The organism is Bacillus sp. EU52 (genome assembly GCF_037964975.1).
Lineage (GTDB): Bacteria > Bacillota > Bacilli > Bacillales > Bacillaceae > Bacillus > Bacillus subtilis.
In genome coordinates, this window is record NZ_CP150177.1 from 2,255,072 (window position 1) to 2,267,305 (window position 12,234).

Annotated in this window: 16 protein-coding genes, 1 pseudogene and 1 riboswitch; of the genes and pseudogenes, 4 read left to right on the forward strand and 13 right to left on the reverse strand. The window is 42.2% G+C overall.

Annotated elements, in window-relative coordinates:
• Nucleotides 1-119: 119 nt before the first annotated feature.
• The 3 genes from NSU05_RS11385 to scpA are packed head-to-tail and all read right to left on the reverse strand — an operon-like array spanning nucleotide 120 to nucleotide 2,052.
• Nucleotides 120-659: a YpuI family protein gene (locus tag NSU05_RS11385; protein ID WP_004399065.1), complete on the reverse strand. Its 540-nt coding sequence runs from the start codon at nucleotides 657-659 to the stop codon at nucleotides 120-122.
• Between the two features lie 54 nt (nucleotides 660-713).
• Nucleotides 714-1,307, reverse strand: coding sequence for an SMC-Scp complex subunit ScpB (scpB, locus tag NSU05_RS11390; RefSeq protein ID WP_003223904.1), 594 nt, complete (start codon nucleotides 1,305-1,307; stop codon nucleotides 714-716).
• Nucleotides 1,297-2,052, reverse strand: a complete 756-nt coding sequence (scpA, locus tag NSU05_RS11395; protein ID WP_014477220.1) for a segregation/condensation protein A — start codon at nucleotides 2,050-2,052, stop codon at nucleotides 1,297-1,299. The genes scpB and scpA overlap by 11 nt, the downstream gene beginning before the upstream one ends.
• A 280-nt stretch (nucleotides 2,053-2,332) precedes the next feature.
• Here scpA and NSU05_RS11400 point away from each other — a divergent pair, with 280 nt between their 5' ends.
• Nucleotides 2,333-2,857, forward strand: a complete 525-nt coding sequence (locus tag NSU05_RS11400; RefSeq protein WP_032722049.1) for a DUF309 domain-containing protein — start codon at nucleotides 2,333-2,335, stop codon at nucleotides 2,855-2,857.
• A 13-nt stretch (nucleotides 2,858-2,870) separates the two neighbouring features.
• Here the strand turns inward: NSU05_RS11400 and ribT are convergent, their stop codons facing one another.
• From ribT to lepB, 7 genes are all read right to left on the reverse strand, one after another.
• Nucleotides 2,871-3,245 (reverse strand): GNAT family N-acetyltransferase RibT, encoded by a 375-nt coding sequence (gene ribT / locus NSU05_RS11405; RefSeq protein ID WP_003223910.1) that lies wholly within the window; start codon nucleotides 3,243-3,245, stop codon nucleotides 2,871-2,873.
• A gap of 112 nt (nucleotides 3,246-3,357) precedes the next feature.
• Nucleotides 3,358-3,822: a 6,7-dimethyl-8-ribityllumazine synthase gene (gene ribH / locus NSU05_RS11410; protein WP_003223915.1), complete on the reverse strand. Its 465-nt coding sequence runs from the start codon at nucleotides 3,820-3,822 to the stop codon at nucleotides 3,358-3,360.
• 32 nt (nucleotides 3,823-3,854) lie between these two features.
• Nucleotides 3,855-5,051 (reverse strand): bifunctional 3,4-dihydroxy-2-butanone-4-phosphate synthase/GTP cyclohydrolase II, encoded by a 1,197-nt coding sequence (locus tag NSU05_RS11415; protein WP_003230496.1) that lies wholly within the window; start codon nucleotides 5,049-5,051, stop codon nucleotides 3,855-3,857.
• A gap of 14 nt (nucleotides 5,052-5,065) precedes the next feature.
• The gene (gene ribE / locus NSU05_RS11420; RefSeq protein ID WP_004398505.1) at nucleotides 5,066-5,713 is read right to left on the reverse strand and encodes a riboflavin synthase subunit alpha; all 648 of its coding nucleotides are present in this window, start codon (nucleotides 5,711-5,713) and stop codon (nucleotides 5,066-5,068) included.
• A gap of 10 nt (nucleotides 5,714-5,723) precedes the next feature.
• On the reverse strand, nucleotides 5,724-6,809 hold the full coding sequence (gene ribD, locus NSU05_RS11425; protein WP_033884145.1) for a bifunctional diaminohydroxyphosphoribosylaminopyrimidine deaminase/5-amino-6-(5-phosphoribosylamino)uracil reductase RibD: 1,086 nt from the start codon (nucleotides 6,807-6,809) through the stop codon (nucleotides 5,724-5,726).
• 128 nt (nucleotides 6,810-6,937) lie between these two features.
• A riboswitch (FMN riboswitch) is annotated at nucleotides 6,938-7,082 on the reverse strand.
• A 120-nt stretch (nucleotides 7,083-7,202) separates the two neighbouring features.
• A complete protein-coding gene (locus tag NSU05_RS11430) occupies nucleotides 7,203-7,547 on the reverse strand; it encodes a hypothetical protein (protein WP_004398735.1) in 345 nt (114 codons plus the stop codon).
• 234 nt (nucleotides 7,548-7,781) lie between these two features.
• A complete protein-coding gene (lepB, locus tag NSU05_RS11435) occupies nucleotides 7,782-8,336 on the reverse strand; it encodes a signal peptidase I (RefSeq protein ID WP_003246166.1) in 555 nt (184 codons plus the stop codon).
• Nucleotides 8,337-8,592: 256 nt separating this feature from the next.
• Here lepB and NSU05_RS11440 point away from each other — a divergent pair, with 256 nt between their 5' ends.
• On the forward strand, nucleotides 8,593-8,829 hold the full coding sequence (locus NSU05_RS11440) for a hypothetical protein (RefSeq protein ID WP_082200955.1): 237 nt from the start codon (nucleotides 8,593-8,595) through the stop codon (nucleotides 8,827-8,829).
• Here NSU05_RS11440 and NSU05_RS11445 read toward each other — a convergent pair.
• Nucleotides 8,772-8,978: a zinc ribbon domain-containing protein gene (locus NSU05_RS11445; protein ID WP_003230483.1), complete on the reverse strand. Its 207-nt coding sequence runs from the start codon at nucleotides 8,976-8,978 to the stop codon at nucleotides 8,772-8,774. The genes NSU05_RS11440 and NSU05_RS11445 overlap by 58 nt on opposite strands.
• 633 nt (nucleotides 8,979-9,611) lie before the next feature.
• Nucleotides 9,612-9,817: pseudogene (locus tag NSU05_RS11450) on the reverse strand (hypothetical protein).
• Nucleotides 9,818-10,301: 484 nt separating this feature from the next.
• On the opposite strand from NSU05_RS11450, the gene NSU05_RS11455 reads away from it, so the two are divergent.
• Complete coding sequence (locus NSU05_RS11455; RefSeq protein ID WP_003230479.1) at nucleotides 10,302-10,514, forward strand: spore germination protein; 213 nt, start codon at nucleotides 10,302-10,304, stop codon at nucleotides 10,512-10,514.
• A gap of 143 nt (nucleotides 10,515-10,657) precedes the next feature.
• On the opposite strand, the gene NSU05_RS11460 is transcribed toward NSU05_RS11455, so the two are convergent.
• Entirely contained in the window at nucleotides 10,658-11,089 is a 432-nt protein-coding gene (locus NSU05_RS11460) for a peptidylprolyl isomerase (RefSeq protein WP_003223931.1), read from the reverse strand.
• 256 nt (nucleotides 11,090-11,345) lie between these two features.
• Between NSU05_RS11460 and NSU05_RS11465 the strand changes: the two genes are divergently transcribed.
• Nucleotides 11,346-12,218 carry a DUF1002 domain-containing protein gene (locus tag NSU05_RS11465; RefSeq protein WP_038429224.1) on the forward strand — a complete coding sequence of 291 codons (873 nt, stop codon included), beginning with the start codon at nucleotides 11,346-11,348 and terminating at the stop codon, nucleotides 12,216-12,218.
• Nucleotides 12,219-12,234: the final 16 nt, after the last annotated feature.

Here is a 12,234-nt window from a genome sequence, read left to right on the forward strand (position 1 = left end):
TGCTCACGTCCTTGTGGTGGTTTGTACAAGTTTATGCGCATGTCCATCAGTTATGAATAACAATTATATTTCTGGAAGCAAACATAAAAAAACTCTCCCTGAAAAAGGGAGAGTAAACGTTATCTGATTGGCGCCATGCTTGATCCGGACGCTTCGTAATGAGCCAGCTCTTCCCTCATCTTCAGAAAGGCCGCGCTCAACGGCAATAATAATTGCTCAAGCGACGCAGGAACAGCATGATAAAACTCAATTGCGCTGACCCCGGTATAAGACGCCCGGCTATTTTCACACCACGTGTCTTTTTTCGGCATAAAGAACTCTTCAATGCATTGGTGATACACATTATAAAGTGTTTTTTCCGCTCTGGCTTCCTGAAAAGGCTCCTGCATCAGGAGACGACGGCACGCTTCTGCGCCTCCTTCACAAAATACTGCCATTCTTCTCAGAGTGCTAAGCACATCACAGCAGTATCCTTTTTCAATAGGCAATTCAGCCTGTAAGGACTCAAGCGTCGTTTGATTTAGGTAATCGTTCACGGTATTGACAACCATTGATAAGAATTCGCCTGTTTTTTGAGTCTGCGCTCGCACAATCGAATGTCCCATTTCGTTTGGTATCTTCCCCTCATGTATTTGTCTCTCACATTTTGCTTCTTTCATGATAGCTTCTTCCTTATATCTTATGATGATGAAAAAGCGCGATTCATTAAACTTCTATTTTATATCTTCGAAGGTTTGGTTAAAGTTTTCAAAAAATAAATCTGCTTCTTCTTGAAGAACGTCTTCTTCCGCATTTTCAGGCAGCGGCGGAAGCTCGTCCAGCGTTTTCAGACCGAATTGTTCAAGAAAAGTCGGCGTAGTACCGTATAAAATGGCCCGCCCCGGACCATCGGCACGCCCTACTTCACACAATAGCGCCTTCGCGACAAGACTGTGTAAAATCCGCTCTGATTTTACTCCTCTGATTTCTTCAATTTCTGCTCTCGTAATTGGCTGTTTGTATGAAACAATGGCCAGTACTTCTAAAGATGCTTGAGAAAGACCCTTTGACGGCACTTCAATCAGTTTTTTCAAGTAAGGCGCAAAGTCTTTTTTGGTAGAGAGCATGTACGTATCTGCATACTCAATAAGTTCAATCCCTCGTGTATCTCCGCGGTATTCGTCCGCCACATCCGCCATGATAGTGTTCAGTTCAGGCTCTTCGATTTCAAGCACTGTTAACAGCTGCTTTTTTGTAAGCCCTTCATCGCCTGCCGCATAAAGAAGGGCTTCCACAATAGCTTTCCAATTCACGATATCAAGCCCCATGAATGGATTCACTCCCCGTAATGTAAATATCTGAAAAATTGTGCTCCTGTTCAATGAGGACCAGCTGATTTTTCATCAGCTCAAGAACAGCTAGAAAGGTCACTACTAAATGTTCTTTTTGCTCATATGGAAACAGATCCATAAAGTTAATTCTCGTTCCTCTAGATTTCAAGCTGTGCACGATTTCGTTCATTCTGGCTTCGATTGGTATGTCCTGTCTTGTAATTGTTGTTTCCATCGGCCTGTTTATTTTTTTGCGTTTCAGCACTTTTTGAAAAGCTCCGATCATATCATAGACCGTGACAGAGAGCTTTTGCTCAGACTGTTTTACTTCTTTTGCATATTCACTCAAATCACTCGGCGGTTTCGTGAACGATTTTTGTCTTTCTTCTTCCCGTTCTTTTAAATCCTTCGCCGCATCTTTATATTTTCGGTACTCAATCAGCTTTTCAATCAGTTCCTCCCGCGGATCTTCTTCTTCAAGTAATTCATCTTCAAAAAGCTCCTCCTCTTGCTTCGGGAGCAGCATTCTGCTTTTAATGCTGAGCAGCGTGGCAGCCATAACCAAATACTCGCTGGCCATATCGAGCTCAAGCACGCGCATCGTATGTACATATAATAAATATTGTTCAGTGATCTTCGCCACAGGTATATCATATATGTCAATTTCAAGACGATTGATTAAATGAAGCAGCAGGTCCAATGGGCCCTCAAACGTATCAATTTTCACTTGATATTCTTCCATCATCTCACCATTTTCAAGTATCACTCTCATTGCCGGAAAAACTGGCTACCCTATAGTATAAGCCACCAAAAAGCTCTCGTCCAATACTATTTCATATCCTGTTTTGAAGGAGTTTGTACAGAATATTCAAAACACAAGAGGTGTTTGCTCGGAGCGCAGAAGCGGGAGAAAAAGCCTTTGCTTCTGGTTTTCCTTTCTAAGAAGCACTAGAGGCCGGGCGTTCTTTTTTCCTTTTATCCCTTCTATGGTACACTAAAAGCACATTAAAGGAGGAAGCACCTTGTATCCGAAAGCTTATATAGATTATCTCGTTGAGTTTCACGCGACACGGGATTATTTTGAATGCCATGAAATATTAGAAGAATATTGGAAGGAAGATCCGCCAAAGAAACGAAAACGCTATTGGGTCGGCTTTATTCAGCTTGCAGTGGCTTTATATCATCACAGAAGGCAGAATACAGCCGGGGCAAAAAGACTGATGGCGAACAGCATCCGGATTCTTCAAGCAGAACACCGGGCAGTCGAAGACTTAGGGCTCGATCATGGCCGTTTGCTCGAACTTATGCAATCGGTTTACGAACAAATCGAAACCGGCTCTGCCTATAAAAGCATTATGCTGCCAATCAAAGATGAGAAACTGGAGGAAGCATGCAGGATCGAATGCAGGAAAAAAAAGTATACATGGGGGCAGCCCAGTGCACTCAGGAACATATTTCTGATCGACAAACACCGTTTGCGGGATCGGACTGACGTCATCCGTGAACGTGAAAGAGAAATAGAACGCAGAAAAAAAAGCAGAGGCTGATGACAGCCTCTGCTTAATTATTGTATGAAATGTCTTGATCCTGCTGACCTTGACAACGTTCGAAAAAGCTCTGCGTTAATTCATTTGGAACCAGTACTTGCGTTTTGAATAAATGCTTTAAAGCATCCATCATCTGTTTTCCGATTCCTTGATGGCGATGAGAAGGATTCACACTGATATGCCGGATCTCAACCTCAGAATCCTTTTTTTCGACTCCGATTGCTCCGACGATATCCTCGTCCTCTTTCCAAAGAAAGAGCTGGCGGTCTGTATCCGTTTCGTAGTCCTTAATTGTCTGCTGAAGCTGCTTAAGGTCTTTTTCATTCGGCATAAACGAAAGAAGCCCCATCGCAATCTTTTCAAACGATTTTTTATAACGAATTAACATAAAAACCCCTCTATATCCAAAATGTCCAGTCTGCTATTAACGGATACGAATAGGTGATCCGTTTTCTCACATTATATCATTTTCGCCATATTTTTAAACTGTTTTCAGCAAATTATTCAAATGAGCGGTTTAAATTTGCCATTTCAATGGCAGAAACAGCACAATCTACACCTTTGTTGCCCGCTTTTGTGCCGGCACGCTCGATAGCCTGTTCGATGTTTTCAGTTGTTACAATTCCAAAGATGACAGGTACACCAGTAGTGTTTGCTGCTTGCGCGATGCCTTTTGCAGCTTCATTGCAGACATAATCGTAATGTGTCGTTGCGCCTCTGATGACAGTGCCCAATGTGATAATAGCATCATATTTTTTTGTTTCCGCCATTTTTTTCGCAGCAAACGGTATTTCAAATGCGCCTGGAACCCAAGCCACATCAATGTCATTTGTGTCTACGCCATGTCTGAGCAGCGCATCTTCTGCTCCGCTCAGCAGCTTGCTCGTAATAAAATCATTAAATCTTCCTACTACGATTCCGATTTTAAGACCTGTACCAACTAAATTTCCTTGTATGATATTCATATGATTCCCATCCTTTTTTGTGATATTTGTGATTAGAAATGAAGTAAATGACCTAGCTTGTTCATTTTGGTTTGCAAATATTTTTTATTGTGTTCTTTCGCCTCCATTTGAAGCGGCACTCTTTCTGAAATACTGAGTCCGTAGCCTTCAAGGCCTGCGATTTTTCGCGGATTATTCGTCAAAAGCTTCATATTCCGGACACCGAGGTCGCGTAAAATTTGTGCTCCGATGCCATAGTTGCGAAGATCCGGCAAGAATCCAAGCGCCTCATTGGCTTCTACGGTGTCATAGCCTTGTTCCTGAAGCTTATAAGCTTTTAATTTATTGATTAAACCGATGCCTCGTCCTTCTTGGCGCAAGTACAGAAGCACTCCACGGCCTTCTGCGGCAATTTGGTTCAGCGCAGCGTGCAGCTGCGGTCCACAATCACAGCGATGAGAGCCAAACACGTCACCTGTGAGACATTCTGAATGTACCCGGACCAATACCGGTTCTTCTCCGAACGGCACCTCTCCCATCACAAATGCGACATGCTCTTTTCCATCTACCTCATTTGTGTATCCATAAACCTTAAATGTCCCAAAATCAGTAGGCAGCGTAATGTCAACTTCACGCTCGACAAGTGTTGTCAGATTGTAACGGTATTGAATCAAATCCTTAATGGTGATCATTTTTAATTGATGCTTTTTCGCAATTTCAATGAGCTCAGGCACTCTCGCCATCGTTCCGTCTTCATTCATAATTTCACAAATGACGCCGGCTCCTGGAGATCCGCAAGCTTCAGCAAGATCAACAGCAGCTTCTGTATGGCCCGCTCTTTTCAGGACACCTCCTTTTTTCGCAATCAGTGGAAAAATGTGCCCCGGACGCTGAAAATCAGATGGCACGGATTTGCTGTCCAGCAATGCTTGAACGGTAAAAGATCTTTCTTGAGCGCTGATACCTGTCTTCGTTTCACGATGGTCTATGCTTACGGTAAATGCAGTGTGGTGAGAGTCTGTATTATGCTCAACCATAGGGTGAAGATCAAGCCTGTCTGCGATTTCCTCACTGAGCGGCGTGCAGATCAGTCCTCTCCCATGTGTCGCCATAAAGTTAATGACTTCCGGCGTTGCATGCTCGGCAAGAGCCACAAAGTCTCCTTCATTTTCTCTGTCTTCATCATCTACAACGATGATGACTTCGCCTTTTTTTAAAGCGTCCAGTGCTTCTTCTATCGGATGAAACATGCTAATCTTCCTCTCTAAAAGCCGTTTTCGCTTAAGAAGGCTTTTGTAATGGTTTGTTGGGTCTTATTTTCATTGGCTTTATGCAAAAATCGATACATATATTTTCCGATCATATCGCATTCGATATTCACTTTAGAGCCGATCGTTTTTTCTGAAAAAATCGTTTCGCTGATCGTATGCGGTATTAAGGAGATCGTCACTGTGTCTTCTGTCAGGCCGAATATGGTTAAGCTCACGCCATCCACCGTAATTGATCCCTTTAAAACCAATGTTTTTGTTAATGATGGGTCCATTTTTAAATCATAGTAAACTGCGTTGCTTTTCTCTTCAATTCGTGTGATTTCCGCAGTTCCGTCGACATGGCCTGAGACGAAATGGCCTCCGAAACGGCCGTTTGCCGCCATCGCTCTTTCCAGATTTACTTTGCTTCCTTTTGTTAAATCATTCAGTGACGTAGCTTTGACTGTTTCAGGCATAACATCCACTGTGAATTGATTTTTTGTAAAATCAGTGACAGTCAGACAAATGCCGTTCACTGCAATGCTGTCGCCAAGATGAACATCCTCTAAAATCTTTGAGCATTTAATAGTTAAGGCCATTGCATGCCCTGCTTTTTTCATGGATTCGATTGTGCCTGTTTCTTCGATAATTCCTGTAAACATGGTCACCATCCTATTCCTTTGTCGGTTTTGCCGTCAGTTTGATATCACGGCCGATTTGGGTTATATCAGTGAATTGTAATAAGGGGACATCTTTCATTGATTGAAAACCTTCACCGGAGATTAAGCTGGGAGCATGCGTTCCTCCGATTAGTTTAGGGGCATAATAGAAGATGATTTCTTGAAAACAGCCTTCTTTGACAAAGCTTCCGTGAACAGCTGAACCGCCTTCCACATACACCGACATGATGCCTTCCTCCGCTAGGATCTTCAAAACATCGGGAATTTGAATGCGCTCGGTTTCAAGTGTAAATATGTTCACTCCGAAAGCTGAAAGCCGTTTTTTCTTTTCCTCTTCTGCGCGTGCCGTCGTAAAAATCCATGTCGGCGCTATTTGATCACAAATCACTTTAGCGTCCTCAGGAATCGAGAGTACGGTATCAAGTATGACCCGAACCGGCTGTTTTGTTACATTCGGCAGTCTGCAGGTTAAGCTCGGATTGTCGGCTTTCACTGTGCCAACTCCGACTAAAATGCTTTGGTGTGTTTTCCTGTATTGCTGAGCATCCTGTCTTGCAGCCTCTGACGTGATCCATTTGCTGTCACCCGTGCTGGTAGCTATCTTGCCGTCAAGGCTGGCAGCCGCTTTTAGCGTGACGTACGGAAGGCCTGTCCTCATAAAGTGCAGAAATTTTTCATTCAGCCTCTCCGCCTGGTCTGCCAGGATGCCTTCCCTTACCTCAATGCCGGCTTCTTTGATCATGCTGATCCCTCTTCCAGCCACAAGCGGATTAGGATCTCTCATCGCCACGAACACTCTTTTGATGCCAGAGTTGATAATCAATTCTGCACATGGCGGTGTTTTTCCGTAATGGCTGCACGGTTCGAGTGTAACGTAAATGTCGGCACCCTCTGCATGTGCTCCAGCCATATGGATGGCATGAACTTCTGCATGAGCTTCACCATATTTTAAATGGGCGCCCATTCCGACAATTTGTCCGTCCTTTACGACAACAGCACCGACGAGCGGATTGGATTCGGTCTGTCCTTCGCCCTGCCTCGCAAGATCTAATGCCAGCTTCATATAATACTCTTCCATTTGTTTCCCTCCCCTCTTTTGTTATTTACCGTCAAAAAAACCCCGAATTTATAAAAAATTCGGGGCTTTAGGTATTTTACGCAATAGGAAATAACACTATGCATTTTTGACCATTTGCATAGCGGTTCATCATCCTTCTCCCATCCAGACTTTCACTGTCGGCTTCAGCTTAAACTGAATCCACCGCGTGCTTATGCACACGGGTCACGGGCTCTAAAGCAAATGTGCTTTACTACCGCCGGTCGGGATTTCCACCCTGCCCCGAAGGATACAATCTTTATTCATTTGTCCTTATTGGCTATTATAGCGATCCTTTTTAAAGTACGCAATGAAATAAACTTACAATTTGAGAAAAACAAAACATCACCCTTCGATCCGAAAGGTGATGTTTTGTTAATCATTCACTTTTGCAACCTTGATTAATCCGTCGATCCGCTTTGATTTGCTGAAGTATGCCTTAATCTTGTCACCTTCTTTTATATCAGATAAATCCTGATTTAATTTTTTTCCGTTGAAGATGATTTTCGTTCCGTTTTCTGCTACTCCATGATACTCTGAGCCGTCAATTTTCGTCACTTTATATTCCTGGATGGTGTATTCCTCTTCTTCCGAGGACAAGGTTTGTCCAATTGCTGTCGGAACATCCTTCAGCTCAATATCATTTATGTACATATAACCGCCTGCAAGTAAAAGCAAAAGCACTAACAGAATGGTAATCTTGGTTTTTATTCTTCCCATTTCTAAACCTCCAGCCAATATGAATCTATTCATTCATATGAGTTATTCCTTTTTTTCATGAATAAAAAACCGTAAATTCTCGTAAATTATTAATATAACGATGCATAACGGGAATATGTTTCACATTTCTGCAAAAATTTCTTTTCTATAGATATACGAATTTATGTTCTGTTTTTAGGGGATGAACGTAAAAAAGATATAAAAAAAGCAGCCCCAATGGGAAACTGCTTGATCCTAATTTGTTTTGCGCATTTCGTTAAACGGGTAGAAAACAAACTTTGACGTACCCGCAATTTGTTTTTTCGTGAAGAGGCCAAGTCCGTTACGGCTGTCCATGGAATTCCGACGATTGTCGCCCATCACAAAATACTTGTTATCAGGCACTTTAACCGGGCCGAAATCATCGGTCAAATGGTCAAAACCGTCCTGTTTCGCTCTCTTTTTATTAGCCGCCAAATAAGGTTCGTCCACCTTTTTCCCGTTGATATAGAGCTGGTCATTTTTCATCTCAACCGTATCGCCGGGAAGGCCGATAATACGTTTGACATAGTGAACATCATCTCCGTTTAACACGACGATGTCTCCTCTATCAAACTCGCCGATGTATTTGACTGTCATATTAACAAAGACCCTTTCACGGTTGTGAAGTGTAGGATACATAGAGTCACCATCAACGACATACGGCGCAAAAATAAAGTTGCGGATGAGCAAAGCAAGAACGACAGCAATCACAATTGCTTTTGCCCATTCTAATATTGATTTTTTCTTCGAAACATTTTCTGATTTCAACTGATTTCCTCCAATAAACAACGGTCTTCAATTTATGTTATCACGAATCGAAAAAAAATCCCATTAGGACCATTGAAGTGATTTTACAAACACATCTTCTACCCACATCATGCCTATTTTTCTTGTCGATCATAACTAAGCCTGCAAATATTGAAAGAAATGAATCGCATAATTCAGAAGCGATGGACTCAGAAGAAAGAGAGTTCTCATATGCTAAATCTTTAGATCGTATATAAAGCATGAGGTTACGGGCAGTTTGTTCATTTACTGCATTCCATTGATCTCCCAGTCCATGATACCCATGGCACTTGACAAAACAATTCACGTCATGAAGGTTACTGGAATGTTTGCGGCAGCCTATTTCACAGGTGATAACCGCACCACGTTTTTTGCTTTCATAATATGTTTAAAATCATTCAAGCTCGAAAACATGGATCAGCCTCCAAAAAATAAATCCAATATATTCCCGGCAGTTGAAGACTCTTTATTATAAAACTCTGAATATCCGCAGTTCTTACAGTAAACGACTAGAAATCGGTTATGCTGCACGTCAAACAGCTTTGATAATCCCGTGCCGGTTGTGGCTATTTCTTTTTGTCCGGCTTCAGTACTGCCGCATTTTATACAGCCTTTGTTGTCCATATCGCGATCTCCTTTTCATTACATCACGTTTGTTTGATTTATTTTACTACAAAATACCAATCCCAATGAACCGTACTACTTTAAAGTTTGCTTAATTTTGATCCCCCGTTCTTTACATACTAATTAGGTTCGTTTCTCAGCTTGGTAAATCTTCTGGAGAAACGGAAAAGCTCCATGACCAAAACATTTAAACCCAGCCAAACACCGCCGAAGGCGCAACCCGCAGCAACATCACTCGGATACTGCTCATTAACGCGTACACACGATCAGCCCGATGAGGAATAAAACGATAATCAACAAAAAACGCAACAGTTTGCAGACGAGCCTTGTGAGAATGACGAACAAAAAGATAAGCACAAAAACCAAAAATGACAAATGCCGTTAACGTCTGTTCGCTCGGGAATGGATATAATACATGACTTTCCAAAGGAGCGTGAACAGGATGAAGGGAATGAAAGAGCCGTCTAATTCCCTCTCCATAAAGCTCTCGCACCAACGACTAGGAAAAATAAGAAAGAGAGTTCGATTTTCCGGTCTTGCCCTTTGAATACTGTCCAAAGAAAAGTTAGAACAATAACTGCTAACAGAACATCTCTAGACGCAAAAGCTTTCTGAATTGCAGCTGGGCCCAGTCTATACCCGATCCAATACGACATGCTCACTCCCACACAGCTCCCCAATCCGGCCGCTAACATGCTTAGCACCCAGTTTAACTTTTCTTGAAACACGAGGACACCGGAAAACTCTCCCGGTCCAAGTAAAGTTAGAAGCTCTAACATCAAGACAATAAACAAGACGGCATATCCGTACTGTTCGAGCAAACCCGTCAAAACTTGCACGGATTTTCCTTAAACTTTTTTGTTCTTTTATCATTCCCAATCCACTTTTTGTATAATCAGCACAATTTCACCTTCAGTCGTTCAACAACATGTTTGAGGTTCGAAATGATAAAGTATTTCACTTAGTTTCGTACATGAAGAGGTAAATTCTTTGCTCACCGAACTAGGATAGCGGCGCATGACGATTACTGCATTGCATAACCCCTAGTTATTTAGTGAGCCGGGTGCAATGTATATGCATTTTGAGTCAGCACAGGATGATCCTATTACATTCGCCAGAAAAGCAGCTGCCGCATTCAGAGTAGTTAAAAGAATAGACAGATAGCTAGTCTTCCGGAAGCTTTAAAGGAGGCGCTTTTTTCGAGTTTTTTTATATCAATGAAAACAGGCATCTCCTAAATATTTTTGCCATTAAGTTTACGCTAATCAACTCTAGCACTAATACATATAAAAAATAGAATGATATGAAAGGAGACTTGATAGTATGATTGATTATCCTATTAATATAAACAACGTTTCCGGGAACAGTGTAATTAACGTAGGCGGCGCTTTTATGATCAGGCCTTTAACTTTGTCCAAATCTGTGTTTGGCTCCGGAGGTTTAAACACAGGAATTGTCTTTGAAAATAACTTTGTAAGCAAGGCTAAAATGATTAATCATCAATTTACTGATCAGAACGTCACCAAAACTTTTTAATCTATTCATTACGGGGGCTTGCGATGTCTCACTAACTAAACACCTGGTTTTTCCAACCGCCATCAGCACTCGGCGGTTTTTTATTGAACATTTTTACCCAATAAAAAAGCTCCCTCTATATGAGGAAGCCTTTTGCCTGCCAATTAGCCTTCTACGCGAACTTCTTTCATGACATCGCCGTTAGACATGTTTTTCGCGAATTCTAATCCGCTTGTTACTTTACCGAATACAGTGTGAACACCGTTCAAATGAGGCTGTGGCTCATGAACGATGAAAAATTGGCTGCCGCCAGTGTCTTTTCCGGCATGTGCCATAGAAAGTGCGCCCGCCTCATGTGTATGCGGGTTGCCTTCTGTTTCACATTTGATTGTGTATCCCGGACCGCCAGTACCAGTTCCGTGCGGGCAGCCGCCTTGGCTGACGAAGCCAGGAATCACTCGGTGGAATGTAAGCCCGTCATAAAAGCCTTCGTTCGCAAGCTTTTCAAAGTTTGCAACAGTTCCAGGTGCAGCTTCAGGATAAAGTTCAAATTCAATTTTGTTCCCGTCTTCTAATAAAAAGTAACCTGTTTTCAATTGTATGCCTACTTTCTTTATTTTAATTTTCAAAGGAGATTATGTATGATAGGTTATAGCCTGTCTCTCCTTGTCGCGGCTATTATACCACACCTTTCGGGGGAAAACGAATCTCCCGAGCTTTACTAAAAAATAAAAATGAAACCTGAATCTCTTTATCTCCGTCTAACCTAACGGAACTGTATTTTTCATGATTCAGGTCCTCACAAAGCAGCACTATCCAGCTGCTTGTGAAATTGAAGGAGGTCAAACTGCTTTGAAGAAAATTTGGATTGGAATGCTGGCAGCGACCGTTTTGCTGCTGACGGTTCCGAAGGTCAGTCTCGCGGATGCCGCAGTTGGAGATGTCATTGTAACACTTGGTGCTGATTTGTCAGAATCCGACAAACAAAAAGTGCTTGATGAAATGAATGTCCCTGATAATGCCACAACGGTAACCGTGACCAATAAAGAAGAACATGAATATTTAGGAAAATATATATCAAACGCGCAAATCGGATCGAGAGCGATTTCTTCATCGTCAATCACCATTGCCAAAAAAGGCTCCGGATTGAATGTTGAGACCCATAATATCAGCGGCATCACGGATGAAATGTACCTGAATGCACTGATGACAGCCGGTGTTAAAGATGCGAAGGTGTATGTTACAGCACCGTTTGAAGTATCCGGGACTGCCGCTTTAACTGGATTGATTAAGGCGTATGAAGTTTCTTCTGACGAAGCGATCTCGGAGGATGTTAAGCAGGTCGCCAACCAAGAGCTTGTCACGACATCAGAGCTTGGAGACAAAATCGGTAACGAAAATGCGGCAGCCCTGATTGCAAAAATCAAAGAAGAGTTTGCTAAAAACGGGGTGCCTGATAATAAAGCTGACATCGAAAAACAAGTGGACGACGCAGCTTCTGATTTAAACGTCACACTTACAGACAGCCAAAAGAATCAGCTTGTCTCCCTATTCAATAAGATGAAAAACGCTGACATTGACTGGGGACAGGTCAGTGACCAGCTAGATAAAGCGAAAGATAAGATTACGAAATTTATAGAATCAGATGAAGGCAAAAACTTCATCCAGAAAGTCATTGATTTCTTCGTATCTATCTGGAATGCGATTGTATCTATATTCAAATAGGAAAAGCGCCGAAAAA